Below are 26,085 nucleotides of genomic sequence, written 5' to 3'. Positions count from 1 at the left end.
CGAGGCCTTGCCTCGCGTAATCCGACAACATTGTTGGCCAAGGCCACTGGTGGTGTCGGCTTACGCGCCTTGCGCTAAGCCGACCTACGCCGCTTACGCCGCTGGCAAACTGATCTGAAACGCCAGGCCGCCGCCTTCGCGGTTGCGCACTTGTAAATCGGCGCCATGGCGCAGCAGCACGCGGTCGACGATGGCCAGGCCCAGGCCGGCGCCGTTTGCCTGCCCGCGCGCCGTGTCGAGGCGGGTGAACGGCTTCATCAACTGCTCGATCTTTTCTGCCGGCACACCCGTGCCATGGTCCTGTACCTCGATGATCACCTTTTTCGCGCCGTGGCTGGTGCGCACCTGGCAGGCGATGTCGATTTCCGTCACGTCGCTGCCGGGCGTCTTGCCATAGCGGCGCGCATTTTCGATCAGGTTGTTCAGCACGCGGCGCAGGTCGGTGGGGTTGCCCATCGCATGCGCGCCGTCGGCGATGCTGGCGTTGATCTTCACGTCCGGCAGGCGCATCGCTTCGCGCGTCATGTCAGTCAGCAAGCCACTGAGGTCGACGTCCGTAAAGCTCGACGCTTCCGTCGGCTTGGCATAGTCGAGGAACTGGCCGATGATGGCGTCCATTTGCCCGATGTCGGACTGGATGCCTTCACGCGCCTCGTCCGACAGGTTCGCCATTTCCACTTCCAGCTGCATGCGCGCCAGCGGCGTGCGCAAATCGTGCGAGATACCGGCCAAAATCACGGCGCGGTCCGATTCCACCTGTTTCAGATCATCGACCATCTGGTTGAAGCTGCGGTTCGCCTCGATGATTTCGATCGGGCCTTTTTCCGGCAGCGGCGCCGGTTGCTTGCCTTTGGCGATGTCGCGCGCGGCCGCCGTCAGGCGCGACAGCGGTAAATTGATCAGGCTGGAAATGATGGCTGCGCCCAGCAGGGACAGCAGCGACACCAGGCTGGCCCAGCCCAGCCACTGGAAGCCCGTCAGGCCGCGCAGGCGCTCGCGGTCCAGCATCAGCCAGTACTCGTCGTCGTCGATCTTGAAGCTGACCCAGAAGCCGGCCACGCCGTTGACGCGCGCGGAAAAGCGCGTGTCCTTGCCCAGCTTGGCTTTCACCTGCGCCTCGATCTCGGGCATCAGGTAATTGTCGGGCGGCGGCTCGATGCGGTCGTCCTCTTCCAGCGAGAAGATGCGGATGCCTTCATTGCTGACGAGGTCGAACAGCAGCTCGCGGCGCAGCTCGGGCGCCGAGTGCGTCAATGCCGCATGCGTGATGGTGACGACGGAAATGATCTGGGCGGAAATCTGCTGCGCCTGCGGTTCGCGCTGGATGACGGAAATCATGCCGATCCAGGTGATCATGCTGACGGTGGTCAAAGTACCCAGCAGCAAAAAGGTGCGCCAGAACAGGCCGCTTTTCAGCCGCGCCAGGCTGATATCGGGAACAAGCTTCATCATGCCTCGCCTGCGATCAGCGCGGCTGTCCGTCCGGGATGAAAACGTAGCCGAGGCCCCACACGGTCTGGATGAACAGCGGGCTCGACGGGTCGGGTTCGATCAGTTTGCGCAGGCGCGAGATTTGCACGTCCAGGCTGCGGTCGAACACTTCGTATTCGCGGCCGCGCGCCAGTTCCATCAATTTTTCGCGCGACAGCGGCTGGCGCGCATGGCGGGCAAACACTTTCAGCACAGAAAACTCGCCGGTCGTCAGCGGCACCGTTTCGCCATTCTTTTTCAGGGTACGCGTGCCCAGGTCCAGCACGAAGTCGCCGAACTCGAAGGTTTGCGGCGTTTCCGACGGCGCGCCGGGGATTTCATCGGGACCCTTGCGGCGCAGTACGGCGCCAATGCGGGCCACCAGCTCGCGCGGATTGAACGGTTTCGGCAGGTAATCGTCGGCACCCATTTCCAGGCCCACGATACGGTCCACGTCTTCACCCTTGGCCGTCAGCATGATGATCGGCGTCTGGTCGCCCGCGCCGCGCAGGCGGCGGCAGATCGACAGGCCGTCTTCGCCCGGCAGCATCAGGTCGAGCACCAGCAGATCGTAGCGTTCGCGCAGCCACAGCTTGTTCATGGCCGTCGCGCTCTCTGCCGTGAAGACATTGAAGCCCTGTTCGGTCAGGTAGCGGCGCAGCAGGTCGCGCAGGCGCACATCGTCATCGACCACCATGATTTTTGCCTGGTGGCCGTGAATCGATTGCGTTGTTGTGTTGCTGCCGGAAGTGGAGGTTGTGGTCATTTAGGGTGTCGTGTTATCTTATATTAGTTGCTATAGTAACGCCTCGCGCGGCGTCGGCAAGGGGCTGTGGCGACCCATTACAAAGTGTTACAAACTTTACCCAATTACTCTTACTGCACCGTGTAAAGCATCATACACTGGGGCCACAGTGGAAATCAGCTTTAGTTTATACGGCATCGCGGAAGAGGAACTCAATGAATATCTTTACTAAAAAAATTCACGCCGCTCCCAGCGCAGCTATCGCCGCACGCACGACTGTGCTGTCCGCATTTGCCATTTGTTCCGTGTTTGCCGCCAGCCTGGCATCGGCGCAAAACCAGCCGCCGCCACGCCGTGACGACCAGCAGCAAATGCAGGCCCAGCGGTATGAGCAGGTACAGCGCAGCAACAGCAATGATACGCGACTGCGCGAACAGCGTGACGCACGCAGTTTCGACACGCGTGCCGAAGAGCAGCGCCGCGCCAACGAAGGCGCCGACGCTTCGCGCCGCACGGGCCGCATGACGCCCGACGAGCGGCGTGACCTGCGCCGCCAGATCAACGAAGTGGGCCAGGACATTTACTCGAATCCGCCGCGCCGCTAGGCATCCATCCCCCTCCGACAGGGCCATCTCGCAAGAGGTGGCCCTGTTTGCATTTGGCCGCCAACATTGTTGCTCAGTCAGGCACACGGCCCCGCCCCGTGATATTGTTCTAACGCAATGAGGCAATTCTCGGTTTTTGGGGAGGCAAGTGGTGAGCGACGACGACACACGCGTTCCGGATGCGGCCCCCGCAGGCGGCCTGCCGCACGGCCTGCTCCAGCGCGACGAGGGCGTGTTCCTGGATCTGTCGCTGGCGCCGGCGCAACTGCGCGCCGCCGTCGACCAGCTGTTCCAGTCGGGCCAACTGCTGGCCGGCCTCGATTACGGCTTGTTCCTGCTGACCCTGTTCCATGCCCCCGCTCCCCGCGCCGCACCCAAGGGTGACGCCTTGCTGCGCATCGCCGTGCGCGTGTCGCCATTCCCACCCCCGCGCCGCGCGCTGTATCAGCAAATCAAGATCCGTGGCGACAGCGCCGAGTTTTACTTTGAAGCGTTGACGGCGGACGCGGATGGCCAGGTGCCGGCGCGCCGCGAGTTTGACGAGCTGGTGGCCGACCTGTGGTGCAAGGGCGTGCACTACGGCATCGATAGCGTGGCCGTGCGCGCCATGCTCGCCAGCGGCAAGGCCGAGCGCATCACGGTGGCGCGGGTGCTGCCGCCGCAGCCTGGGCGCGACGCCCAGCTGGTCGAAGTGTCGCAAGGCATCCACCGCGACGATGCGCCGCGCGAACGCTCCGATGGCCGCCTCGATTTGCTCAGTTTCAAGAACCGCTTTCCGCAAGTGAAAAAATACGCGCGCCTGCTGCGTCTGCTGCCTGGTACGCCCGGCTTGCCTGGCTACGACCTGGCCGGCAAGGCGCTGCCGCCCCCCGCGCCGCTGGAACTGGACCTGGCCACGGTGGCGGGGCCAGGCACGGCGGTCGAGCATTTCAGCGATGGCGCTTTCCTCGTCGCCACCCAGGATGGCTACGTGAATGTCGATGAGCACGGCAAGATGTCGATCGAAAACAAGATCGTCAGCCGCGAAGGCGTCAGCAGCCGCACCACGGGCAATCTGAAGCTGCGCGCCGCCTACGAGGAATATGGCGAAGTGCAGGAGCAGCGCCAGCTCGACGGCAGCGACATCACCATCCATGGCGACGTGTATGGCCATTTGCACTCGCATGGCGGGTTGATATGGTTGCAGCGCAACCTGGTGGGCGGCACAGCCTTCAATGAGCATGGCGACGTGCGCGTCGAGGGCGTCGCGTCCGGTTCCGTGCTGCAGGCGCTGAGCGGTGAAATCCACGTAAAACGCGCGGAAAGCTGCGTCATCGCCGGCACGCGCGTGGTGATCGACAGCGCCAGCAATTGCGAAATCATCGCCGACGAGGTCGTCATCGAACTGGCCGAAGGCTGCGCTGTGGCGGCGCGCACCATCCGCATCGGCAGCGCCGGCCCTCGCAGGCAGGTGGAGATGCTGCTCTTTCCCTTGGTACCCGACCTGAGCGCCCTCGATCAAAAGATTGCGGAAAGCCTGGCGAAGGCAACGCAGTACCAGCAGGTGCAGCACAAGCGCCAGCAGGAGATCGATGCCATCGCGCAATTGCCCGAGGTGCGCAACTACCTGACCCTGGCGGGCCAGCTGCGGCGCGGCGAATTGCAGTTGCAGCCGGCACAACAGGTGCAGTACGACAAGCTGGCCGCGCGCATTGCTCCCGTCCTGAAAGAGGTGGCGCGCCTGCGCGTGGAAGTAAAACAGTCGGAAATCCTGCACGCGCAGATGCTGGCGCTGGTGGCGCAGCTGCGCCAGGAACGGCAGGCAACGGCGGGCCAGTCGCGCTGCACCTTGGGCCTGATCGATGGCGAGACGACGGTGCGCGCCCTGGTCGTGCCGCCTGGACCGGCCAAGGTCTACGACCGGCCGCCAAAGGAAATCAAGGCCTTGCTGCGCAGCGCCACGCCGGCCACGCAGCCCGTGTTTGCGGACAGCACGGGCAGCCTGGACTGGACTTACCAGCCACCGCCTTAGTCAATCCGTGACTTTGCCGCGTGATTGCTTGAGCACGCTGTGCGTGCTCTTGCTGTCGAGGCGGCGCCGCTGCGAGCTGCGCGTGGGCTTGGTGGCGCGGCGCACGGCGGGCAGGAAGGTCACGCTGTCGATGATTTCCTGCAAGCGCCGCAACGCTTCTTCCTTGTTCTGCTCCTGGCTGCGCGACTGCTGCGCCTTGAGCACCAGCACGCCATCCTTGCTGATGCGGCTGTCGCGCAGGGCCAGCAGCCGTTCCTTGTACGCTTCCGGCAGCGACGAGGCGGCGATGGGAAAGCGCAAATGGATGGCGCTGGACACCTTGTTGACGTTCTGCCCGCCCGGGCCCTGGGCGCGGATGGCGGAAAATTCAACTTCAGCGGGATTGACGAGGTGTTGCATGGCCTGCCTGTGGGGAAACGATGGGGGTATTGTAAGGGAAGATGGCTGCGCCGGCGCAAGGGCGGGGTGGCCAGCCGATGATGTCTTCCGGGAAAGTTGATGTTTCTCAACGCCGCTCGCGGTGATGCTGGTTAGCATGGGGCCAACATTGCGCCACTGCGCATCCTGGCAGCGCTTACCGGACGAAAGGAACATCATGCAGCCCACGACCACGCCTGGCGCCGCAACCGCGCAATACCTGACGCAGTACTTGAGCTTCCGGCTGGGCGGCCTGGAATACGGCCTCGATTACCGCCGCGTGCGGGAATTGCGTCCGCTGAAGGAACTCGACCGTTTTTCCTCGGAAGGGGAAGTGCTGCACAGCGTGGCCGTCTCGCGCGGAGTGATTATCCCCATTGTCGACATGCGCGCCGCGTTCGGCAGCGCCCAAGGCGCGCCCGACCCGGCCACGGACGTGATCATCTTGCAGCTAAGCAATGGCGTGATGGGCATGGTGGTCGATGGCGTCACCGATATCGTCAGCCTGGCGCCCGCCGATATCGCCGCCGTGCCAGGCCTGGGCGAGGCGGAAGCCGATTATCTGCTGGGCCTAGGCACGGTGGCGGGGCGCCGATTGATCCTCGTCGACATCGACCGCCTGATGGCGATCCGCAGCCCCAGCCCCATGCAGGCGGCCTAAAAAAAAGACGACCCGTGAGTCGTCTTTGTGTTTGGCGTTAGCCGAGTTTCTCTAACTGGTCCTGCAAGTCCAGCCATTCCGCTTCCAGTTGCGCCAGGTCCTTGGTGAAGAAGGTCTGGTCGGCCAGCAATTGCTTCAATTTCGCCTTGTTGGCGGCGTCATAGATGGTCGGCTCGCCCAGTTTGGCGTCGGTTTCCGCCTTTTGCGCATTGCGCTTGGCGATCTGCTCTTCCTGGCGCTTGATCTTGTTTTCGATCGGCTTGCGCAGGGCGGCCGTTTTCTGGCGCTCTTCCGCTTCCTTGCGCTTGTCGCGCACGGGCGCGGCAGGGGCTGCTGCGGCAACGACGGGCGAGACCACGGGGAAATCGGTCTTGTTGGCCTTGCCGGCGGCCGGCAGCACATCGGTACCTTTACCCAGCTTGGTCTTGAACAGCCAGTCCTTGTAGTCGTCCAGGTCGCCGTCGAACGGCTGCAGCTTGCCGTCGGCAACGATGATGAATTCGTCGGTGGTGGCGCGCAGCAAATGGCGATCATGGGACACGACGACCAGCGTGCCTTCGAACTGGGCCAGCGCTTCCGTCAGCGCTTCGCGCGTTTCCAGATCCAGGTGATTGGTCGGTTCATCGAGCAGCAGCAGGTTCGGGCGCTGCCAGACGATCAGGGCCAGCGCCAGACGGGCTTTTTCGCCGCCCGAGAACGGTGCGATCGAGGCGGTGACCATGTTGCCGGGGAAGTTGAAGCCGCCCAGGAAGTTGCGCAGTTCCTGCTCGCGCACGGTCGGGGCGATCTTGGCCAGATGCCACAGCGGCGATTCGTCATGGCGCAGCATTTCCACCTGGTGCTGGGCGAAGTAGCCAATGTTGAGGCCCTTGCCCATGGTGGCGTCGCCCGTCAGTGGCATCAGTTCGCCGGCGATGGTCTTGATCAGGGTCGATTTGCCGGCGCCGTTCTGGCCCAGCAGGCCGATACGCTGGCCGATCTGCAGCGAAAACTTGATGCCGTTGACGATGGTTTTATGCGTGATTTCGCCCGTCGCTTCGTTCTCGATCTTGTAGCCAGCATCGACGTCTTCCATCACCAGCAGCGGGTTCGGCGCGCTCAGCGGCTCGCGGAATTCGAACGAGAATTCGGCGGCGGCGCGCAACGGCGCCAGTTCTTCCATCTTCGCCAGCGCCTTCATGCGGCTTTGCGCCTGGCGGGCCTTCGACGCTTGCGCCTTGAAGCGGTTGACGAACGATTCCAGGTGGGCGCGCTTGCGCTGCTGCTTTTCCAGCGCGCCGGCGGCCAGTATCATCTGCGCCGCGCGTTGGCGCTCGAAGCTCGAATAGTTGCCCGAATAGCGTTTCAGCTTGCGCTCGTCGATGTGCACGACCACGTTGACCACTTCATCGAGGAAGTCGCGGTCATGGGAAATGATCAGCAAGGTGCCGGCGTAGCGCTTGAGCCAGTCTTCAAGCCAGATGATGGCGTCCAGATCCAAATGGTTGGTCGGTTCATCGAGCAGCAGCAGGTCGGACGGACACATCAGCGCTTGCGCCAGATTCAAGCGCATGCGCCAGCCGCCTGAGAAACTCGCTACTGGTTGCTGCATCTGGTCCAGGGTAAAGCCCAGGCCCAGCAGCAATTGCTCGCCGCGTGACTGCACGGTATATGCGTCCGCATCGGCCATGGCGCTGTAGATTTCGCCGATGGCGATGCCGTTTTCCGACGTGGCTGGCTCCGATTCCAGGCGCGCCAGTTCCGCTTCCAGTTTGCGCAGGGTGATGTCGCCATCGATCGCATAGTCGAGCGCGGCACGGTCCAGCGGCGGCGTTTCCTGCGCCACGTAAGCCACGCGCCACTTGGCCGGGAAATCGATCTCGCCCTGGTCAGGGTGCAATTCGCCACGCATCATGGCGAACAGGCTCGATTTGCCCGCGCCATTGGCGCCGATCAGGCCGATCTTGTCGCCCGGATTGAGGGTGACATCGACTTGTTCGAGCAACGGTTTGATGCCGCGCATCAGGCTTACTTGTAGGAAACGTATCATTTTTTTCTTTGTGTTGTAAATTAAGGCGCTGCGTGCTGAAGCCTGCGCTTACGCCAGCTTGAGCTGCTCGGCCGTCAGCAGGAAGACCATGTCGTCGCCGGCGCTCGTCGTCAGCCAGGTCAGGCCCAGCTCGCCGAAGGCCGCTTCCGCGTATTCGCGTTCGTTGCCGATTTCAATCATCAGGATGCCGTCGTCCGTCAGGCGTTCGGCCGCGCCGGCGATGATCTTGCGCACCAGGTACATTCCGTCGCTGCCGCCGTCGAGGGCGATTTGCGGTTCCGCCAGGTATTCCTGGGGCAGGGCGCCCATCGACGCGGAATTCACGTATGGCGGGTTGCTGATGATCAAATCATATTTCTTGGCCGGCACGTTCGTGTACAGGTCCGATTCGATCAGGGTGACGCGGTCCTGCAGTTTGTAGGTGTCGACGTTGCGCTTGGCCACGGCCAGCGCGTCGGCGGAAATGTCCACGGCGTCGACGGCGGCGTTCGGGAAAGCGTCGGCCATCATGATGGACAGGCAGCCCGAACCGGTGCACAGTTCCAGGATGTTTTCCACCGCTTCCGGTTCCGCCACCCATGGCGAAAAATATTCAGGGATCAGCTCGGCGATGAAGGAGCGGGGCACGATCACGCGCTCGTCGACGTAGAAATTGTACGTGCCCAGCCAGCCTTCCTTGGTGATGTAGGCGGCCGGCACGCGGTCGATGCTGCGGCGGTCGATGACGCTCATGACGCTGGCCACTTCCGACGGCAGCAGCTTGGCGTCGAGGAAAGGTTCGAGCTTGTCGAGCGGCAACTTCAACGTGTGCAGGATCAGATAAGCCGCTTCGTCGAACGCTTCGGCGCTGCCGTGGCCGAAAAACAGCTTGGCGGTATTAAAACGGGTAACGGCGTAGCGCAGCAGGTCGCGTGGCGTGGAAAACGGGTTCGGGGTCATGGCATTCTCGAAAAGACGGTGTTCTGGCCCGCCGTGACGGGCCTCGGTATTCTGGTTCAGACGGGCAGCAAATGCTCCAGCGTGCGCCGGTAAATATTCTTCAGGGGATCGATGTGGCGCAGTTCGATGTGCTCGTCGATCTTGTGAATACTGGCATTGGGCGGCCCGAATTCTATCACTTGGGGGCAGATTTGCGCGATAAACCGGCCATCCGAGGTGCCGCCCGTGGTCGACAGCTCCGTCGTGAGGCCCGTTTCTTCCTGGATGGCGGACGACAGCGCGTCGCTCAAGGTGCCGCGCGGCGTGAGGAAGGGCAGGCCGCTCAGGGTCCATTGCAAATCGTACTGCAAGTCATGCTTGTCGAGGATGGCGTGCACCCGCTCCTGCAGGTTTTCCGCCGTGCTGGCCGTGGAAAAGCGGAAGTTGAAGTCGATCACCATGTCGCCGGGAATCACGTTATTCGCGCCCGTGCCCGCGTTGATGTTGGACATTTGCCACGAGGTCGGCAGGTAATACTCGTTGCCGGCATCCCATTTCTCTTCGACCAGGTCGGCCAGCGCCTGCGCCGCTTCGTGGATCGGGTTTTTTGCCAGGTGCGGGTAGGCGATATGGCCTTGCACACCCTTGATGGTCAAACGCCCCGACAGCGAACCGCGGCGGCCGTTCTTGATCATGTCGCCCAACTGCGCGCTCGAGGTCGGCTCGCCCACCAGGCAATAGTCGATCTGCTCGCCGCGCTCTTTCAATTTGTCGCAGACGATGACGGTGCCGTCCGTGGCCGGGCCTTCCTCGTCGCTGGTGATCAAAAAGGCGATCGAACCCGTGTGCCCGGGCGTGGCGGCAATGAACTCCTCGCAGGCGACCACCATGGCGGCGATCGAGGTCTTCATGTCGGCCGCGCCACGGCCGTACAGCTTGCCGTCGCGGTGCGTGGGAATGAAGGGCAGCGAGCGCCATTGCTCGACGGGGCCGGTCGGCACCACGTCCGTATGGCCGGCAAAGACGAACACGGGCGACGTCGTGCCGCGGCGCGCCCACAGGTTGGTGACGTCGTTCGACTGTATCGTCTCGCAGACAAAGCCCAGCGGCGTGAGGATGTCGATCAGGTGCTGCTGGCAGCCCTTGTCGTCAGGCGTGACCGAGGACAGGGCGATCAGTTTTTCGGTCAGGGCGAGGGTTTTGGAGGTGGTCATGGGTATGGTCGTGCCGGCAACATCGTGGTCAACTAGGGGGTTACAGCGAGAAAATGGTTTTGTACTGCGCATCGGAAAACGCGACGCTGAACTTGCCATCCTTGTCCAGCACGGGGCGCTTGATGATGGATGGGTTTTCCAGCATCAGGGCCAGCGCGCTGGCCGCGTCGACGGTGGCGGCCTTGCGCTCGTCGGACAGGGCGCGCCAGGTCGTGCCTTTCTTGTTGACCAGCACATCCCACGGCAATTGCGTCAGCCAGGCCTCGACCGTGGCGCGTTCCAGGCCCTGCTTCTTGAAGTCGTGGAAGGTGAAATCGAGTTGCTGCGCGGCCAGCCAGGTGCGGGCCTTTTTGACGGTATCGCAGTTGGGGATACCGTAGAGTGTAATGGTCGTCATGGGTAGGGCTAAGGGGAATGAATGCGGTTCGCTTGATCGCGGCGCTTGCGCCAGGGAAAAATACGATGTTAGCCGACATTATACAGTCGATGCGTAGTCGATGCGGCGGTGCAACAAGGTTGCATGATCCTGGCAGATTCAGTGCCAGGCGCTGCGGATGCCAAGCAGTGTGGCGACCTGGCCGAAGTCCGGATGGACAGAAAGCGGCGTGGCGGACTTCATCGCGAGCTTGGGCGCGGCGCGGTGGAACAGTACCAGCGCCGTTTCATCATTCTTGTGGCGTGACATGTAGAGCATGCCGTCGACCGCGTCCGGATGCGCATGGATGGCGGCCGACCAGGCCTTGGTCGTTTGATACGACGACGTGCCGCTGAGCCCCGCATGGCCACCCAGTTGCCTGAGGGCGGCACCAGTCAGATCAGCCACGATAAGCGGTTTGCCGGCGAAGCGAATCACAAAGCGTGCCTGTATCACGGCCAGCTCGATCACGAAGCGGTTATGGATGGGTTTGCGGTCATGCAGCAAGGTTTCGGCAAGCGCCACAGCCAGCGACGTGCCCAGGTAGCAGGTGCCGAAGCGGGCCGCCGCCTGTGGGTGGGGATCGTCGAAGCGGTAGGTGTTCGCCCTGCCGAAATACGGTTCGCCCGTGGCGTGGCCGGAGACACGGTACAGCGCTGCGGGATCGCAGCGCACCGTCTGTAGCGCTGCGGGCAGTTGCGGCAGACGGGGCAGGCGCAAGGTTGCCACGGTCGCGCGGTTATTCGTCAGCGTAGGCGCGGGCGGCCGCCATCACGGCATCGAGTTTGCCTTTGGCCAGGGCTTCGAGCGGCGACTTGCCGCCCAGCGACAGGCGCGGAGCGATAAAAAAATCCCATTTGGCGGCGCCCGGCAAGTCGCCGAGGATTTTGCTGATTTTTTCCAGGATGTGGCGGTCGTGGCGGGGATCGGCGAAAAATGCCGGATAGACATATTCGCCCGAAGCGCCGCGCAAGGCGAACAGGCGTCTGGCTTTGAGTGCCGCACTGAGCGCCTGCGGCGTGACTTTCAGCCGGGCGCGCAGTTCGGGGCCAGACAGCAAGCTGTGCGAGGCCAGGTCTTTTTGACGCTGCTGCCGCTCCTGCTCTTCCAGGCCGCGCATGAATTGCCGGGTATTGATGTGTCCTGCATGCGCGCCGATATCAGAGGCCAGGTTCAGCTCGCGTTCGGCGACGATATCGAGGTCGCGCCGCATTTGCGCCAGCAGCGCGGGCCGGTCGTCGCGCGGCACGGCGTCCAGCAGCGATGCATAGGCTTCCTGGAACGTATCTTGTGCAATGTTAAAACGCAAGCCCGTGCCATTGGGAGCGAGTGCATCCGCCAGCTGCCTGGCCAGCGAGGGCGCGGCTGAAGCATGCCCGCTGCCGGTGGCGGCCTCATCAATCGTGCTGGTGTCGCCATCGCTGACAGGGGAGCGTGTGTTCGATGTGTTCGACATGGCTGTCTCCTTGAAACGCATGTTTCAGCATAGGACACGAAGTCAAACAAAGCAAACAAAGCAAGGAAATTAAATTCCCCACTTTGATTTGCCACAAACCTTGGCTGGCCTACACAGGCCGTGGCGCCGCCTTGTTCGAGTCGGCCGGGCCGAAATGCAGGCCAAGTCGCAAGGCCAGGGCGCGCAGGGCGCCGCTTTCCTGCTGGTGCAGGGCCAGCGCAATGTGGCCGTCGGGGCGCACCAGGTAGGCCGCATCGCGGCCCAGGCCGGCCAGCTTGGCGGCCACGTTATAGGTGTAGCAGTGCACGGGCAGTTTCAGCACGCGCGCCTCGTCCAGCAGTTCGGGCGCCGCTTCGCCATAGATGTGCAATTGCCAATCCATGCTGCGCAGGGCGAGAAAGTTGTCTTGCGTGCCGTCCGAGAACCACGGCAGGCGGTCGCCGCCGCGCAGGTATTCCGCATGGCCGGCGGACAGGGCGCTGTCTTCATAATGGATCTGAATTTGCGACACGGTCTGGAACAGTAAACGGCGCGCGCGCGCGAAGCCCGAGAGGAAGGGCAGCGCGTGCGGCACCAGCCAGCGCCGCAGGAATTGCCCGGCGATGCCTTGCGCGACGATGGCCTGGAAGGCGCGGTCGGTGGTGGCGACGAGCTTGCGGGCAAACACGATGCGCTCGCTTTCATAGGTGTCGAGCAGGGCGTCGTTGCTTTGTCCGCGCAGCTTTTGCGCCAGTTTCCACGCCAGGTTGACGGCGTCGCCCAGGCCCGTGTTCATGCCCTGGCCGCCCACGGGGCTGTGCAGGTGGGCCGCGTCGCCGAGGATGAAGCAGCGCCGCTCGCGAAATTGCGCGGCCACCCGGTGGTGGACTTTATAGGTGGAAAACCAGTTCACGTGCTCGACTTGGACGCCCAGCAAGGTTTCCACGTCGCTGCGCACGTCGTCAAACACGGGTGCCGCTGCGCCATCGGGGCGGTCGGGCAGGATGCCGATCAGGCGCTGCATGCCACTGGTGCGCACGGGCAGCATCAGCGCAAACGAGTTCGCGCCCAGGTGGGCGTGCAAATCCGTATTCTTGCCCGCCACTTGCGCGTCGGCCACGTAATACAGGTGGTCGTAGGTGCCGCCGGAAAAGTCGAAACCGGCGATCTCGCGTACCTTGCTGCGGGCGCCGTCGCAGCCGCAAATATAGTTAAACGTGCAATATTGGCGTTCGCCGTCCTTGAGCAGGATAGCTTGCACTTCGCTATCGTCCTGTGTCCACAGGTCCAGCGCCACGTTCCATTCCACGTGTACGCCGGCCGCCGCCAGCTTGCTGATCAGGAAGCGCTCATGCTCGTCCTGCGGCAGGCTCAGCACGAAAGGGTAGGGGCTCAGGCCTTCGCCGATCTCGCCCAGCGCCAGTTTCACCAGCTCCTCGCCGCCTTCATGGATGTGCATGGCATTGATCTTGATGCCCAGGCTGACGAGCTCGTCGGCAAAGCCCAGCTGCTGGTAAAACTCCAGCGTGCGCGCATGCACGGCCATGGCCCGCGACGCCTGTCCCGGACCGCTGTTCCTGTCGATGATGCGGCAATCGACGCCATGGCGCGCCAGGCGCAAGGCAAGCATGAGGCCGGTAGGACCGGCGCCGACGATCAATACGGGAGGTGTATTCATGCCATCCAGTATAGGACAGGATGGGGGATGGCTGCACGACGATTGAAGTTGTTGGGCGGAAATGAAAATGTCCCGCCGAAGCGGGACATTCAGGTCTTGCGAATGCTTTACTGTGCAGTGATTAAATTCCGCGCAGCAACTCGTTGATGCCGGTCTTGGCGCGGGTTTTTGCATCCACGCGCTTGACGATCACGGCGCAGTACAGCGAGTACTTGCCGTCTTCCGAAGGCAGGTTGCCGGACACCACGACGGAACCGGCTGGCACGCGGCCGTAGGTCACTTCGCCCGTGGCGCGGTCGTAGATCTTGGTCGACTGGCCGATGTAGACGCCCATCGAGATGACCGAGTTTTCTTCGACGATCACGCCTTCGACGATTTCCGAACGGGCGCCGATGAAGCAGTTGTCTTCGATGATGGTCGGGTTTGCTTGCATGGGTTCCAGCACGCCGCCGATGCCGACGCCGCCGGACAGGTGGACGTTCTTGCCGATCTGCGCGCAGGAGCCGACGGTGGCCCAGGTGTCGACCATGGCGCCTTCATCGACGTAGGCGCCGATGTTGACGTAGGACGGCATCAGCACGACGTTCTTGGCGATGAAGCTGCCGCGGCGGGCGACGGCTGGCGGCACCACGCGGAAACCGCCCTTGACGAAGTCTTCCTTGGTGTAATTGGCGAACTTGGTCGGCACCTTGTCGTAGAACTGCATCGTGCCGTCCGACGGCAGGACGACGTTGTCTTCCAGGCGGAACGACAGCAGCACGGCTTTCTTGACCCACTGGTTGACCACCCAGTCGCCCGAGGTTTTCTCGGCCACGCGGATGCTGCCGTTGTCCAGGCCATTGATGACGTGGGAAACGGCGTCGCGCAGTTCGGCCGTGCCGTTGCCTGGATTGATCTCGGCGCGGTTTTCCCAGGCCTGGTCGATGATGGTTTGCAGTTGTTGGCTCATGATGATGTCTTGTTTATTTAGTTGGTTGATGCGGATGCGGAAAGCTGCTGGCAGAATTTTACTATGCGCAGTGCGGCTTCCAGCCCTTCGGCCGTTTCGGCCACCAGGGCCATGCGGATGCGGTTGCGGCCCGGATTGATGCCGTGCGCGTCGCGCGCCAGGTAACTGCCAGGCAATACCGTGACATTATATTCGGCGTACAGGCGTTGCGCGAATTCGGTGTCGGACAGTCCCGTGCGGCTGACGTCGGCCCACAGGTAGAAGCCGGCGTCCGGCAATTGCACGTCCATCACCGATTGCAGCAGCGGCGTGATGGCGTCGAACTTGGCGCGGTACTTGGCGCGATTTTCCTCGACATGGGTTTCGTCGTTCCAGGCCGCGACGGAGGCCGCCTGCACGGCGGGGCTCATGGCGCCGCCGTGGTAGGTTCGGTAGAGCAGGAATTTTTTCAGTACTTCCGCGTCGCCGGCAACAAAGCCCGAGCGCATGCCCGGCACGTTCGAGCGCTTCGACAGGCTGGAAAACACCACCAGGCGCGCATACGGGCGCTCGATGGTGGACAGGCCCAGCATGTGCGCCGCCTGCAGCGCGCCCAGCGGTGGCGTGTCGCCGTGGTAAATCTCGGAATAGCATTCGTCGGCGGCGATGACGAAATCGTAGCGTTCGGACAGGGCGAACAGGTGTTCCCAGTCCGTCAGGGTGAGCACGGCGCCAGTCGGGTTGCCGGGCGAACACAGGAACAGCAGCTTGACCTTTTCCCACACGCTGGTCGGTACGCTGTCGTAGTCGCAGCCGAAATTGCGCGCCGGGTCGGAATTGACGAAATACGGTTCGGCGCCGGCCAGGTAGGCCGCGCCTTCATAGATCTGGTAAAACGGATTCGGGCTGATCACGAGCGAACCGGCCGATGGATCGATCACCGTTTGCGCCAGCGCAAACAGCGCTTCGCGCGAACCGTTCACGGGCAGGATTTGCGTGGCAGGATTGAGCTTGGGGATGCCATAGCGGCGCTCGAGCCAGCCGGCGATGGCGGTACGCAAGGCTTCCGAACCGATGGTGGTCGGATAGCTGGCCAGGCCGTGGATATTGTCGGTCAATGCCTGCTCGATGAAGGCCGGCGTCGGGTGCTTGGGTTCACCCATGCCCAGGCTGATGGGCGCATATTCGGGGTTGACCGTCACGCCGGCAAACAGCTGGCGCAGCTTTTCAAACGGGTATGGTTGCAGTTTAGCAAGAAGTGGATTCACGGAACGGACCAGGGCAAGAGTGGGGTGATAGTGTCGCGTATGGATTGCCGGGCATGGCGCAATGACGCCGGTCAAGCAATCAGCTTAGCCTTTTATTATAGCCGTCCTCGCGCACGGGCTGTGCAAGTAGGCTGTTGTTGACCTGCACGGCATGCCGCTTCCGGGCCTGGCAAGGTAAAATACGCTATGTCTACCTTACTTCCCACACTGCTTGCTATTGAAACCTCGTCCGAACTCGCCTCCTGCGCCTTGTTGCGCGGCGATGTCGTCCTGTCCCGCGCCTCGTCGGGCGTGCGCACCCATTCCCAGTCCATCTTGCCCATGGTGCAGGAATTGCTGGCCGAAGCGGGCGTGACCCTGGCCGATGTCGACGCCGTCGCCTACGGCTCCGGCCCCGGCTCGTTTACGGGCGTGCGCACGGCTTGCGGCATCGCGCAAGGCCTGGCCTACGGCGCCAATCTGCCCGTCGTGCCCGTCGTCACGCTCGACGCCATGGCCCTCGCGTGCCACCAGCAGCATGGCGCGCAACGCATCGTGACCGTGCTCGACGCCCGCATGAGTGAGGTGTACTGGGCGCAATACGATTACCAGGATGGCTTGCAGATTGTTTCGCCACCGGCCCTGAGCGCGCCGGCCGGCGTGGCGCCGCAAGGCGACGTTGCCGGCTGTGGCAACGGTTTTAGCGCCTATGCCGACGCCCTGGCAGCGCTGCCGTGCGCCGCCAAGGCTGACGCCGCCATCATGCCGCACGCCGTGCAAGTGGCGCAGCTGGCGCGCATCGCCTTTGCCGCCGGACATTTTGTGACGGCGGCCGAGGCGCAGCCTCTGTATTTGCGCAACAAGATCGCTTACACGAGTGCGGAACGCCTCGACATGCAGGCCGCCAAGGCCGCTGCGGAGTCGGCGCAATGATGGAAGCGGGCAAGGACAAGGACAGCGCGGCAGGCTGGGACTTGCTGCGCCTCGACTATCAGCCGATGCAGGAAGCGGATCTGTTGGAGGTGCTGGGGCTGGAGCAGCGCGTGTATCCGCATCCCTGGACGCATGGCAACTTTGTCGATTCGCTCAAGAGCGGCTATCCTGCCTGGGTGCTGCGCGACGTGGATGGCACCTTGCTTGGCTACTTCTTGCTGATGCTGGTCGTCGACGAGGCGCACTTGCTCAACGTGGCCGTCGAGGGCGCCATCCAGGGGCAGGGACTGGGCCGCTTCCTGCTGAACCAGTCCTGCGCCTGCGCGCGCCAGCTGGGCATGGAATCGATGCTGCTGGAAGTGCGCCCGTCGAACGTGCGCGCGCTCGACATCTACCAGCGTTATGGATTTGAACAGATCGGCCGGCGCAAGGGATACTATCCGGCCAGTAACTCGCAACGTGAGGACGCCATCGTGATGCGTTATACCTTATGAGCCGCAGCGCCGTTTTCCTCGATGAAATGGGCGTCGGTCCCCTGTGGCGCTTGCGCCAGGGTGCCGCAGCCGAGGCCGTTGATGTCGTCGAAGCTCCCGTGGAGGTGGAAGTCGTCGTGGCGGCGCCTGTGGCAGAAGCCGTAGAAGCCGTGAATGAGGTGGTTGCTGAGGCGGTCGCCGAGGTGCCGGCCGAAGCGCCAGTCGCTGTTGCCGTGCTGCCAGTTCCCGCCGCCGAGCCGGACGACACGGCCTGGTTCGACGATGCGCCACCACCTCCGCCCGTCAAACAGTTGAGCGATGCCGATATCGCCGCCCTCGACTGGGATGGTTTGACGGCGGCCGTCGCCAAGTGCGCGCGCTGCGACTTGTGCAAGACGCGCAAGGGCGTCGTCATGGGCCGTGGCGACCGCCAGGGTGCCTGGCTGATGCTGGCCAGCAGTCCCTCGCGCCTGGAAGAGCGCGAAGGGCGCGCCTTGCCGGGCGAGCAGGGCAAATTGCTCGACAATATGCTCAAGGCCATCGAAGTCGACGCCGGCAGCGGCGTGTACATCACGCACTTGCTGAAATGCCGTCCGCTCGACGAGGCGGGGCAGGAGCGCCTACCCACTGAATCGGAGTCCGCCGCTTGCCGTCCGTACTTCGAGCGCGAACTGGCCCTGCTGCAGCCGCGCACCATCGTCACCCTGGGTTCCATGGCCGCCGCCGGCATCAATCCCGGCGAAAAGCCCGTGCGCGGCACGGTGCGCCAGCTGGGCAATGCGTCCGTCGTGGCCACCTTCCATCCGGAAATGTTGCTGCAGGACGAGACGGGCAAGGCCAAGGCCCGTGCCTGGACCGACCTGTGCCTGGCGAAAAGCACGCACGGTGATTGAGGCGGACGTCGGCAGCTTCCAGGCCCGTTTCGAGCGCCGCTGGGGACATTTGACGCATCCTCGCGTGCGCGCGCTGGCCTGGCTGCTCGACTCGCCCGATTTGCTCGATCCGTCCAGCCCCCACTGGGGCGGACGCATCGCCAGCCTTGCGCCCGTCACGCCTGCCGTGGCTGTCTGGCTGGGGGCGCTGCAGGATGACCCGTCGCCGCTCGATGCGGCGCTGGGGCCGAAATTCTATTCTCGCCTGGGCCTGTATGCTGAAAAGCTGCTGGCCTTTTATTTCGAGCAGCACGGCGTGCTCGCTGCGCATGGCTTGCAAGTGCAGGTCAACCGCAACGACACGGTGGGCGAATTCGATTTTCTGCTGCATGATGGAGATGGCTTGCTGCACTGGGAATTCGCCACCAAGTTCTACCTGCTCGAAGGCGCGCCCGATCCGGGTGTCTTCAACCACTTGATCGGCCCCAACCTGGCCGATACCCTGGGCTTGAAGATGCGCAAGATTCTCGACAAGCAATTGGCCTTGTCCCGCCATCCGGCCGCACAAAGCTTGCTGTCGCAGCCCGTGCGCGCGGCGCAGGCGCTGGTCAAAGGCTGGCTGTTTTATGCACCGGGCGCCACGCCCGCCATGGACGGTATTTCCCCGGAACATGGACACGGCTTCTGGTGCACGCCGGCGCAACTGCCGCAGCAGCGCTACGTCGTGCTGCCGCGATTGCAATGGCTGGCGCCATTCAAGGGGCGCGACGAGGAAGTGCTGGACGTGGATGCCTTGCGGGCGCGCTTGTTTGATCTGGCGCAACCGGTGATGGTGGCCACAGTGGATACTATCGAAGGCTGGGAAGTGGAGCGCACGCGCGGTTTTGTCGTGCCCGCTACCTGGATTGAGCAGGCTGCCGCGCGGCGGATTACCGGCGCGCTACCAGCTTAGGTCGTGTAGGTCGTGTAGGTCGGATTAGCGGCGGCACGCCGCGTAATCCGACACCACTCTAATTAATGTTTCTGCTCGCCAATCAGCGACAGATTGTCGTGCTCCAGCTGGTTCAGCTTGTGCCTGCGCATGATCATGTACATGGTGCCGGCGACGAACAGGCCGAACAGGGTGATGATGATGTTCAGCGGCAGGTGCAGACGGATCATGATGGAATACACGGCCAGCATGGTGAGAATCGACAGGTTCTCATTGAAGTTCTGCACGGCGATGGAATGGCCTGCGCTCATCAGCACGTGGCCGCGGTGTTGCAGCAGAGCATTCATTGGCACGACGAAGAAGCCGGACAGGGCGCCGATCAGTATCAGCAGCGGGTAGGCGATCCACACGGAATGCACTTGCGTCATCATCATGACGATGACGCCCATGGCGATGCCCAGCGGAATGACTGTCAGCGATTTGCGCAGCGGAATGAAGCGCGCCGACAGCACGGCGCCGGCGGCCACGCCGATGGCGACCACGCCCACCAGGCTGGTCGCCTTGTCGAATGGCATGTTCAAGGATTGCTTGGCCCACTCCAGCACGATCAGTTGCAAGGTGGCGCCAGCGCCCCAGAACAGGGTCGTCACGGCCAGGGTGATCTGGCCCAGCTTGTCTTTCCACAGGATGGAATAGCAATTGGCAAAATCGGTAATCAGTTTGATAGGATTACGTTCCTGGTGCGGATACACGCAGCCCGTGTCGGGAATCTTCAGGTTGGCCAGGGTTGCCAGCACATAAATGCCGACCACCACGCACAGGGCCGCTTCCGTCTTGTTGGTGATGCCCGTGTCGATCAGGGGGAAGTCGAAGGACAGCAGCATGTCGGACACGTGGCCGCTGACGAGTGCGCCGCCCATGACGGTGCCGAGGATGATGGAGGTGACAGTCAAGCCTTCGATCCAGCCATTCGCCGCCACCAGTTTTTCCGGCGGCAGCAGTTCCGTCAGGATGCCGTACTTGGCGGGCGAGTACACGGCCGCGCCAAAACCGACGACGGCGTAGGCCAGCAGCGGGTGTACGTGGAAGAAGACGAGGGCGCAGCCGAAAATCTTGACCATGTTGGCGATGAACATGACCTTGCCTTTTGGCAATGCATCTGCGAAGGCGCCGACAAAAGCGGCCAACAGCACGTAAAACAGCACGAATGACAGTTTGAGCAGCGGCGTGATCCACGCCGGTGATTTCATGGACACCAATAAATCGACGGCGACAAAAAAGAGGGCGTTATCTGCCAGCGAGGAAAAGAACTGCGCCGCCATGATGGTATAAAAACCACGATTCATTCTGGAATGCCTGAAATCATATCTGGCTTGCTTTATACCACGAAAAAACGGCAAACCCCAAGTTTGGAAGGGGCTGCTTTGCATAGTCTTGTCTAAGCGAAGCTTAATTTTTCTGCCGTAGAAAAATACACATACATGTAAGCATTTTATAAATGATGTCCTCTGCACACGACCGTCGGCGCCTGCCATGTCACCATACGGTGCATCCGGTAAAATACGGCTTTCCCACTCGCCGTACACGACGCATATGCCCAGGCCCCTCATCGCCACCATCCATCTCGATGCCATGCAACACAATCTGGCGCGCGCCCGTGCCGGCGCCCGCGGCGCCAAGGTGTGGGCCGTCGTCAAGGCGAATGCCTATGGCCACGGCCTGGAACGGGCCATGCGGGGCTTTGCCGAGGCCGATGGTCTGGCGCTGGTCGAGGTCGACTACGCCGTGCGCTTGCGCGAGCTGGGCTGGACCAAGCCCATCTTGCTGCTGGAAGGTTTTTTCGACGCCAGCGATTTGCTGGTCATGGCGCAGCACAAACTGAATGGCAGCGTGCATTGCGAAGAGCAGATTGCCATGCTGGCAGCGGCGCGCCTGCCGCACGCCATCGATGTGCACCTGAAAATGAACACGGGCATGAACCGCCTGGGTTTCACGCCGGATGCCGTGGCGGGTGCGTATGCGCGCCTGCGCGCCATCCCGCACGTCGGCACGATCACCGTGATGACGCACTTCGCCAATGCGGACGAGGCGGCGCCCACGCGCTTGCCGTTGGAGCAGCAGATGCTGCGTTTTGAAGCCGGCGCGGCCAGCATTGGCACAGCCTTGCCGCGCAGCCTGTGCAATTCGGCCGGCCTGCTGATGCACCATCTGGACAGCGAATGGGTACGTCCCGGCATCATGCTGTATGGCGGCACGCCCAGTGGCGCTCCAGGCGGCACCTCGGCGCAGGCGTTTGGCTTGCTGCCCACCATGACCTTGCGCAGCAGCATCATCGGCATCCAGGATATCGCCGCTGGCGACGTGGTCGGCTATGGCAGCCGTTACGAAGCGGCCGGCAATATCAAGGTGGGCGTGGTGGCCTGCGGCTATGCGGATGGCTACCCGCGCCACGCGCCTGAAGGCACGCCCGTGCTGGTTGACGGCGTGCGCACGGGACTCATCGGCAGGGTCTCGATGGACATGCTGATGGTCGATCTGACGCAGGTTCCTGGCGCAAAAGTCGGCAGTGCCGTCACCTTGTGGGGCGAGGGCATGCCGATCGACGAGGTGGCCCTGGCCGCGGGCACCATCGGCTACGAGCTGATGTGCGCACTGGCGCCCCGCGTTCCGGTGATCGAGGCGTGACCTCGCCGCCTTGTTTGTATATACTGTGATTCTACTGTATATATAAACAGCATTATTCCTTACCCGGGCAAAGTACACCATGGCAAAAGTCAAGACCGTCTACACCTGCAGCGACTGCGGCGCCGTCAGCAATAAATGGATGGGGCAATGCACCTCGTGCAATCAGTGGAATACCATGGTGGAAAGCCTGCCCGAAACGGGCGGCAACAACCGCTATTCGAATCCGCAGCACATGTCGCTGGCGCAGACGGCGCCCGTGCTGTCGCTTGACGATATCGACGCCATCGACGTGCCCCGTTTCGGCACGGGCATCGAGGAATTCGACCGTGTGCTGGGCGGCGGCATGGTGGCTGGCGGCGTCGTGCTGATCGGCGGTGACCCCGGCATCGGCAAGTCGACCCTGCTGCTGCAGGCGCTGGCGAACATGTCGCACCACAAGCGTGTGCTGTACGTCAGCGGCGAAGAGTCCGGCGCGCAAATCGCCCTGCGCGCCAAGCGCCTCGTCATCGACGCCAAGGAACTCAAATTGCAGGCCGAGATCCAGCTGGAAAAGATACTGTCCACCTTGAACGACCTGAAACCGGAAGTGGTGGTGATCGATTCGATCCAGACCGTGTATTCGGACGCGCTCAGCTCGGCGCCCGGTTCCGTGGCGCAAGTGCGCGAATGCGCTGCCCAGCTGACGCGGGCGGCCAAGCAGACGGGCGTGACCATCATTCTGGTCGGCCACGTGACAAAAGAGGGCGCGCTGGCCGGTCCCCGCGTGCTCGAGCACATCGTCGACACGGTGCTGTATTTCGAGGGCGACGCCCATTCCAGCTTCCGCCTGGTGCGCGCCATCAAGAACCGTTTCGGCGCCGTCAACGAACTGGGTGTGTTTGCCATGACGGAAAAGGGCTTGAAGGGGGTGTCGAACCCGTCCGCGCTGTTCCTGTCGCAGCACGATAACCAGGTGCCCGGTTCCTGCGTGATGGTGACGCAGGAAGGCACGCGTCCGCTGCTGGTGGAAATTCAGGCCCTCGTCGACACGAGCCACTTGCCGAATGCGCGCCGCCTGTCCGTCGGCCTGGAGCAGAACCGCCTGGCCATGCTGCTGGCCGTGGCGCACCGCCACGCGGGCATCGCCGCGTTTGATCAGGACGTGTTCATCAATGCCGTCGGCGGCGTGAAAATCACGGAGCCGGCGGCCGACCTGGCCGTGTTACTGGCGATTAACTCGTCGATGCGCAACAAACCGCTGCCACGGGGATTGGTCGTGTTTGGCGAGGTGGGTCTGGCCGGCGAAATCCGCCCCGCGCCACGGGGGCAGGAGCGCTTGCGCGAAGCGGCCAAGCTGGGCTTTACCCTGGCCGTGGTGCCCAAGTCGAACTTGCCCAAGCAAGTCATTGAAGGCCTCAAGGTCATCGGCGTCGAGCGCATCGACGAAGCATTCAATAAATTGCGCGATCTGGAGTAACAGTTGGTATGGTTTAAATGCCAAGCTTGAGACAAGTCAAACAAAATTTCCGTTTGGAACTATAATATTTGTCCGATGGATTCACCCCGTGAATCCGCATCGACAATGCATAGTTAGAGAAGCGGAATATAGTGTCAGTTGAGCAAAGGCAGGGCGCACGCAAGATATTGCGTGCCAAGGCAATGTTGGTAATGGATGGCGCGGGTCCCGTGGCGGCGCGCACGCTTGATGTGGGGCCGGGCGGGATGGCGGCCGTCATCGCGGAGCCGGTGCCGACAGGCAAGCAGGGCAAGGTGCTGTTCGAGCTGTTTTACGATGGCGCGGCGCACATCATCGAGGCGCGCGTGTCCGTCTCGCACTGCATTTTCAGCAGCGCAGGTTTCAAGGTGGGACTCACTTTCCTGCACCTGGACATGGCCGTCAGCAGCGCCATTTCGAAATTCATGCGCTGAGGAAAGCCGGGAGCGTGCTGCAGGTGAAATGCGCTAAAATGGTGCATATGGGTTTGCAGTCAGGAAAAACTTGTTCTGTTCGCTGTTTTGATATTCCGGTAATACTGCATAATTATCAACCAGAAGAGGGACGCCGCCGCGCCATGCGCGCCTGCCGTCCGTCTCCAGCGCAGCACGGTCACGACCTGAACCGTGTGCCTTGACCTTACACCCGACGGGAACGCCTACCATGTTTAATTCGACCATCAACAGCAGGGCTTACACCAACAACACGCAGCAGACGACGCAGGGCAATATCTCGGCCGATGTGTATGCGAAGGTGGAGCGCCAGATGCAGTCGCAGAACACGGGCGTCGTCAAGCTCAACGCCAGCCTGGCGCGCGACCAGGCCAAGTTCTCGGGCCTGGGCCAGTTGCAATCGGCGCTGGCGAAATTTCAGACCGTGGCCAAGAACATGGCCGGCAGCGGCCTGGCCACGTCGGCCACGTCCAGCAGCAAGGATGTGCTGAGCGCCACCACCACCGACAAGGCCGCCAGCGGCAGCCATGAACTGAACGTCAAGCAACTGGCGCAGGGACAGACCCTGCTCAGCGGCGCGCAGAAATCCTCGAGCGCGCCGATCGGCACCGGTGCGCCCGCGCTGGTCAAGATCGAAGTGGGCTCGGCTGACGGCAAGCAATTTACGCCAGGCAGCGGCAAGATCATTTCGCTGACGATTGACAGCAGCAACAATAGCCTCGACGGCATCGCCGCCGCGCTCAAGCAGCAGGGCATCGACGCCAGCGTGGTCAAGGGTCCCGATGGCTACTCGCTGGCCTTGAACGGCAAGAGCGGCGCCGACAGCAGCATGCGCATCAGCGTGTCCGGCGACGCGGCCGTCAGCAACCTGCTCAGCTATGCGCCTGGCGCCGGCAAGGGCATGCAGCAGACGGCCGCGGCGCAGGATGCGCTGCTGACCGTCGACGGCAAGGGGATCAAGAGCGCAACGAATACTCTGACGACGGCTGTCGAGGGCGCCACCATCGAATTGAAGAAAAAGGGTGTGACGGACCTCGTCATCGCCAAGGACAGCAGTCAGATCGCGACCAACGTGGCCAGCTTCGTCACGGCCTACAATGAACTCAACAGCAAGCTGCAGAGCCTGCAGCAGGGTGACTTGAAGTCCGATACGGCCCTGGGCCAGGTGCGTTCGCAGATGGAGCAAGTGCTGCGCACGGCCAGCACGGGTGTGCCTTCGTCGGTGCTGGGCAGCGCCGGCGTGACCCTGGGCAAGAGTGGCGAGCTGGTGCTCGACGATAAAAAACTCAAGGCGGCCATCGCGGCCGATCCGGACGCCGTCAGCAAGATGTTTACCAATAACGGCAAGGGTGTGGCGGATCAGTTCGTCAGCAAGATCGGCGAGCTGACGGGCGAAACGAGCATCATCCGCAAGGAAGTGCAGACGGTCGGCAAGGACATCACCACCCTGACCAACAAGAAAGCCGTGCTGGCCAAGGCGCTGACGGCCCAGGCGCAGGCGCTGGTGAAAGCGTATTCGGCGCAGGAACAGATGGGAACGAACTCGGCCTTGCCGGGTTATACGGGCAAGAACTCTTTATTCGACTTCATGGCCTAAGGGCGCCCGCCCTGGGCAAAGAAGGCTGACGGCGAGCTGCCGAAAGTCTTCTTGAACATGGCGGAAAAGGCTGACTGGCTGGCGTAGCCCAGTTCTTCGGCCACCTGCGACAGCGGCACGCCGCGCGCGATCAGGGGCGCCGCGTGTGCCAGGCGCACCTGCTGGCGCCACTGGCCAAAACTCATGCCCAATTCTCGTTCAAACAACCGCGCCAGGGTACGCTCCGAGGCGCCGACCTGCTGCGCCCAGTGTTCCAGGGTCTGGTGCGAACCCGGTTTCTCGATCAGGCTGTCGCACAGGGTTTTCAGGCGCTTGTCGCTGGGCAAGGGCACGCGGATGGGATGCGTGGCCGAGCGTTTCAATTCATCGAGGATCAGTTCGGCCAGCAGCGCCTCGCGCGCCGGTTCCTGGCCCGGGTCCAATTGCTCCAGCGCCATGATCAGCTGGCGCAGCAGGTTCGACACTTCCAGCACCTTGCAGTCGCGGCCCGCGAACGGCGCGCGCGCGGCATGGATGCACAGGGGGCGCAAACGGGTTTTTTCCAGTATCGTGACGGCATGCTCCACGTTGGGCGCGATCCAGATGGCGCGCATGGGTGGCAGCACCCAGCTGCTGTTGTTGGCGGTGATGCGCAGCACGCCTTCGAGCGCCATGGTCACCTGGCCCCATGGATGGCTGTGCGGCAAGAGAAATTCATCGGTTTGCAGGTCGCGCGCGACCATCGTCACGGGGATGGTCGCGCTGGGCGCTTCCCGCGGCGGACACATGCGGGTATGGTGGAGGATAGGTACACCCATCAGCTTGGCCTTAATTCGATAAATTATGTCGTTCTGTCGGAAAACAGACGATGGTATTTTGCATACACTTGAGCTTCACCAGTATAAGACAGGGTATG

25 protein-coding genes are annotated in these 26,085 nt (G+C 62.6%); 11 read left to right on the top strand and 14 right to left on the bottom strand.

Features of this window, described 5'->3' with window-relative positions:
• Window positions 1-93: 93 nt before the first annotated feature.
• Both P9875_RS20955 and ompR read right to left on the bottom strand, forming a co-directional pair.
• A complete protein-coding gene (locus P9875_RS20955; protein WP_035820395.1) occupies window positions 94-1,452 on the bottom strand; it encodes a sensor histidine kinase in 1,359 nt (452 codons plus the stop codon).
• A 13-nt stretch (window positions 1,453-1,465) separates the two neighbouring features.
• Window positions 1,466-2,167: a two-component system response regulator OmpR gene (gene ompR, locus P9875_RS20950; protein ID WP_223278807.1), complete on the bottom strand. Its 702-nt coding sequence runs from the start codon at window positions 2,165-2,167 to the stop codon at window positions 1,466-1,468.
• A 263-nt stretch (window positions 2,168-2,430) separates the two neighbouring features.
• Between ompR and P9875_RS20945 the strand changes: the two genes are divergently transcribed.
• Window positions 2,431-2,820, top strand: coding sequence for a hypothetical protein (locus P9875_RS20945; protein WP_099400429.1), 390 nt, complete (start codon window positions 2,431-2,433; stop codon window positions 2,818-2,820).
• A 151-nt stretch (window positions 2,821-2,971) separates the two neighbouring features.
• The gene (locus P9875_RS20940; RefSeq protein WP_278316497.1) at window positions 2,972-4,831 is read left to right on the top strand and encodes a flagellar assembly protein A; all 1,860 of its coding nucleotides are present in this window, start codon (window positions 2,972-2,974) and stop codon (window positions 4,829-4,831) included.
• Here the strand turns inward: P9875_RS20940 and arfB are convergent, their stop codons facing one another.
• Window positions 4,832-5,230: an alternative ribosome rescue aminoacyl-tRNA hydrolase ArfB gene (gene arfB / locus P9875_RS20935; protein ID WP_034749850.1), complete on the bottom strand. Its 399-nt coding sequence runs from the start codon at window positions 5,228-5,230 to the stop codon at window positions 4,832-4,834.
• A 196-nt stretch (window positions 5,231-5,426) separates the two neighbouring features.
• Here arfB and P9875_RS20930 point away from each other — a divergent pair, with 196 nt between their 5' ends.
• A complete protein-coding gene (locus P9875_RS20930) occupies window positions 5,427-5,909 on the top strand; it encodes a chemotaxis protein CheW (protein ID WP_099400431.1) in 483 nt (160 codons plus the stop codon).
• 37 nt (window positions 5,910-5,946) lie between these two features.
• Here P9875_RS20930 and P9875_RS20925 read toward each other — a convergent pair whose 3' ends face one another.
• The 9 genes from P9875_RS20925 to dapC all read right to left on the bottom strand — a co-directional run bounded on the left by P9875_RS20925 (window position 5,947) and on the right by dapC (window position 15,794).
• Window positions 5,947-7,938 (bottom strand): ATP-binding cassette domain-containing protein, encoded by a 1,992-nt coding sequence (locus P9875_RS20925; RefSeq protein ID WP_035820391.1) that lies wholly within the window; start codon window positions 7,936-7,938, stop codon window positions 5,947-5,949.
• 48 nt (window positions 7,939-7,986) lie between these two features.
• Complete coding sequence (gene prmB / locus P9875_RS20920) at window positions 7,987-8,877, bottom strand: 50S ribosomal protein L3 N(5)-glutamine methyltransferase (protein ID WP_099400432.1); 891 nt, start codon at window positions 8,875-8,877, stop codon at window positions 7,987-7,989.
• Between the two features lie 56 nt (window positions 8,878-8,933).
• A complete protein-coding gene (dapE, locus tag P9875_RS20915) occupies window positions 8,934-10,070 on the bottom strand; it encodes a succinyl-diaminopimelate desuccinylase (protein WP_099400433.1) in 1,137 nt (378 codons plus the stop codon).
• A gap of 40 nt (window positions 10,071-10,110) precedes the next feature.
• On the bottom strand, window positions 10,111-10,467 hold the full coding sequence (locus P9875_RS20910; RefSeq protein WP_278316496.1) for an ArsC family reductase: 357 nt from the start codon (window positions 10,465-10,467) through the stop codon (window positions 10,111-10,113).
• Window positions 10,468-10,605: 138 nt separating this feature from the next.
• A complete protein-coding gene (locus tag P9875_RS20905; protein WP_278316495.1) occupies window positions 10,606-11,214 on the bottom strand; it encodes an RES family NAD+ phosphorylase in 609 nt (202 codons plus the stop codon).
• A 10-nt stretch (window positions 11,215-11,224) separates the two neighbouring features.
• Window positions 11,225-11,941 carry a hypothetical protein gene (locus P9875_RS20900; protein WP_278316494.1) on the bottom strand — a complete coding sequence of 239 codons (717 nt, stop codon included), beginning with the start codon at window positions 11,939-11,941 and terminating at the stop codon, window positions 11,225-11,227.
• Between the two features lie 109 nt (window positions 11,942-12,050).
• Window positions 12,051-13,598: an FAD-dependent oxidoreductase gene (locus P9875_RS20895; RefSeq protein WP_278316493.1), complete on the bottom strand. Its 1,548-nt coding sequence runs from the start codon at window positions 13,596-13,598 to the stop codon at window positions 12,051-12,053.
• A gap of 121 nt (window positions 13,599-13,719) precedes the next feature.
• On the bottom strand, window positions 13,720-14,547 hold the full coding sequence (dapD, locus tag P9875_RS20890) for a 2,3,4,5-tetrahydropyridine-2,6-dicarboxylate N-succinyltransferase (protein WP_278316492.1): 828 nt from the start codon (window positions 14,545-14,547) through the stop codon (window positions 13,720-13,722).
• A 17-nt stretch (window positions 14,548-14,564) separates the two neighbouring features.
• Window positions 14,565-15,794, bottom strand: a complete 1,230-nt coding sequence (dapC, locus tag P9875_RS20885; RefSeq protein ID WP_176389999.1) for a succinyldiaminopimelate transaminase — start codon at window positions 15,792-15,794, stop codon at window positions 14,565-14,567.
• A gap of 186 nt (window positions 15,795-15,980) precedes the next feature.
• Here dapC and tsaB point away from each other — a divergent pair, with 186 nt between their 5' ends.
• Genes tsaB through P9875_RS20865 form a run of 4 tightly spaced genes read left to right on the top strand, consistent with a single transcriptional unit; the run spans window position 15,981 to window position 19,003 of the window.
• Window positions 15,981-16,706 carry a tRNA (adenosine(37)-N6)-threonylcarbamoyltransferase complex dimerization subunit type 1 TsaB gene (gene tsaB / locus P9875_RS20880; RefSeq protein ID WP_278316491.1) on the top strand — a complete coding sequence of 242 codons (726 nt, stop codon included), beginning with the start codon at window positions 15,981-15,983 and terminating at the stop codon, window positions 16,704-16,706.
• On the top strand, window positions 16,703-17,200 hold the full coding sequence (gene rimI, locus P9875_RS20875) for a ribosomal protein S18-alanine N-acetyltransferase (RefSeq protein ID WP_278316490.1): 498 nt from the start codon (window positions 16,703-16,705) through the stop codon (window positions 17,198-17,200). The genes tsaB and rimI overlap by 4 nt, the downstream gene beginning before the upstream one ends.
• Window positions 17,197-18,072, top strand: a complete 876-nt coding sequence (locus P9875_RS20870) for a uracil-DNA glycosylase (protein WP_278316489.1) — start codon at window positions 17,197-17,199, stop codon at window positions 18,070-18,072. Before rimI ends, P9875_RS20870 begins: the two co-directional genes overlap by 4 nt.
• The gene (locus P9875_RS20865) at window positions 18,068-19,003 is read left to right on the top strand and encodes a DUF1853 family protein (RefSeq protein ID WP_423221858.1); all 936 of its coding nucleotides are present in this window, start codon (window positions 18,068-18,070) and stop codon (window positions 19,001-19,003) included. Before P9875_RS20870 ends, P9875_RS20865 begins: the two co-directional genes overlap by 5 nt.
• A gap of 62 nt (window positions 19,004-19,065) precedes the next feature.
• Here P9875_RS20865 and lplT read toward each other — a convergent pair whose 3' ends face one another.
• Window positions 19,066-20,328, bottom strand: coding sequence for a lysophospholipid transporter LplT (gene lplT, locus P9875_RS20860; protein WP_278316487.1), 1,263 nt, complete (start codon window positions 20,326-20,328; stop codon window positions 19,066-19,068).
• A gap of 247 nt (window positions 20,329-20,575) precedes the next feature.
• Here lplT and alr point away from each other — a divergent pair, with 247 nt between their 5' ends.
• From alr to fliD, 4 genes are all read left to right on the top strand, one after another.
• Window positions 20,576-21,667: an alanine racemase gene (alr, locus tag P9875_RS20855; protein ID WP_278316486.1), complete on the top strand. Its 1,092-nt coding sequence runs from the start codon at window positions 20,576-20,578 to the stop codon at window positions 21,665-21,667.
• A 79-nt stretch (window positions 21,668-21,746) separates the two neighbouring features.
• Window positions 21,747-23,123: a DNA repair protein RadA gene (gene radA / locus P9875_RS20850; RefSeq protein WP_035820366.1), complete on the top strand. Its 1,377-nt coding sequence runs from the start codon at window positions 21,747-21,749 to the stop codon at window positions 23,121-23,123.
• A 191-nt stretch (window positions 23,124-23,314) separates the two neighbouring features.
• The gene (locus tag P9875_RS20845; RefSeq protein WP_423221790.1) at window positions 23,315-23,575 is read left to right on the top strand and encodes a PilZ domain-containing protein; all 261 of its coding nucleotides are present in this window, start codon (window positions 23,315-23,317) and stop codon (window positions 23,573-23,575) included.
• A 229-nt stretch (window positions 23,576-23,804) separates the two neighbouring features.
• Window positions 23,805-25,190, top strand: coding sequence for a flagellar filament capping protein FliD (gene fliD / locus P9875_RS20840; RefSeq protein ID WP_278316485.1), 1,386 nt, complete (start codon window positions 23,805-23,807; stop codon window positions 25,188-25,190).
• On the opposite strand, the gene P9875_RS20835 is transcribed toward fliD, so the two are convergent.
• A complete protein-coding gene (locus P9875_RS20835) occupies window positions 25,187-25,987 on the bottom strand; it encodes an AraC family transcriptional regulator (RefSeq protein WP_278316484.1) in 801 nt (266 codons plus the stop codon). The genes fliD and P9875_RS20835 overlap by 4 nt on opposite strands.
• Window positions 25,988-26,085: the final 98 nt, after the last annotated feature.

The sequence above is a fragment of the Janthinobacterium rivuli genome (genome assembly GCF_029690045.1).
In the GTDB taxonomy this organism is placed as follows: domain Bacteria; phylum Pseudomonadota; class Gammaproteobacteria; order Burkholderiales; family Burkholderiaceae_D; genus Janthinobacterium; species Janthinobacterium rivuli.
Note: the sequence above shows the minus strand (reverse complement) of the source record. Positions and strands in the feature narration are given on the sequence as shown.

Coding starts and splice junctions, on each gene's coding strand:
- P9875_RS20895 (WP_278316493.1), bottom strand. CDS start 13,598: ATGAATACACCTCCCGTATTGATCGTCGGCGCCGGTCCTACCGGCCTC.
- dapE (WP_099400433.1), bottom strand. CDS start 10,070: ATGACCACCTCCAAAACCCTCGCCCTGACCGAAAAACTGATCGCCCTG.
- dapD (WP_278316492.1), bottom strand. CDS start 14,547: ATGAGCCAACAACTGCAAACCATCATCGACCAGGCCTGGGAAAACCGC.
- P9875_RS20955 (WP_035820395.1), bottom strand. CDS start 1,452: ATGATGAAGCTTGTTCCCGATATCAGCCTGGCGCGGCTGAAAAGCGGC.
- ompR (WP_223278807.1), bottom strand. CDS start 2,167: ATGGTGGTCGATGACGATGTGCGCCTGCGCGACCTGCTGCGCCGCTAC.
- P9875_RS20845 (WP_423221790.1), top strand. CDS start 23,315: ATGGATGGCGCGGGTCCCGTGGCGGCGCGCACGCTTGATGTGGGGCCG.
- P9875_RS20910 (WP_278316496.1), bottom strand. CDS start 10,467: ATGACGACCATTACACTCTACGGTATCCCCAACTGCGATACCGTCAAA.
- fliD (WP_278316485.1), top strand. CDS start 23,805: ATGTTTAATTCGACCATCAACAGCAGGGCTTACACCAACAACACGCAG.
- tsaB (WP_278316491.1), top strand. CDS start 15,981: ATGTCTACCTTACTTCCCACACTGCTTGCTATTGAAACCTCGTCCGAA.
- rimI (WP_278316490.1), top strand. CDS start 16,703: ATGATGGAAGCGGGCAAGGACAAGGACAGCGCGGCAGGCTGGGACTTG.
- P9875_RS20870 (WP_278316489.1), top strand. CDS start 17,197: ATGAGCCGCAGCGCCGTTTTCCTCGATGAAATGGGCGTCGGTCCCCTG.
- P9875_RS20835 (WP_278316484.1), bottom strand. CDS start 25,987: ATGGGTGTACCTATCCTCCACCATACCCGCATGTGTCCGCCGCGGGAA.
- lplT (WP_278316487.1), bottom strand. CDS start 20,328: ATGAATCGTGGTTTTTATACCATCATGGCGGCGCAGTTCTTTTCCTCG.
- alr (WP_278316486.1), top strand. CDS start 20,576: ATGCCCAGGCCCCTCATCGCCACCATCCATCTCGATGCCATGCAACAC.
- prmB (WP_099400432.1), bottom strand. CDS start 8,877: ATGACCCCGAACCCGTTTTCCACGCCACGCGACCTGCTGCGCTACGCC.
- arfB (WP_034749850.1), bottom strand. CDS start 5,230: ATGCAACACCTCGTCAATCCCGCTGAAGTTGAATTTTCCGCCATCCGC.
- P9875_RS20930 (WP_099400431.1), top strand. CDS start 5,427: ATGCAGCCCACGACCACGCCTGGCGCCGCAACCGCGCAATACCTGACG.
- P9875_RS20900 (WP_278316494.1), bottom strand. CDS start 11,941: ATGTCGAACACATCGAACACACGCTCCCCTGTCAGCGATGGCGACACC.
- P9875_RS20925 (WP_035820391.1), bottom strand. CDS start 7,938: ATGATACGTTTCCTACAAGTAAGCCTGATGCGCGGCATCAAACCGTTG.
- radA (WP_035820366.1), top strand. CDS start 21,747: ATGGCAAAAGTCAAGACCGTCTACACCTGCAGCGACTGCGGCGCCGTC.
- P9875_RS20945 (WP_099400429.1), top strand. CDS start 2,431: ATGAATATCTTTACTAAAAAAATTCACGCCGCTCCCAGCGCAGCTATC.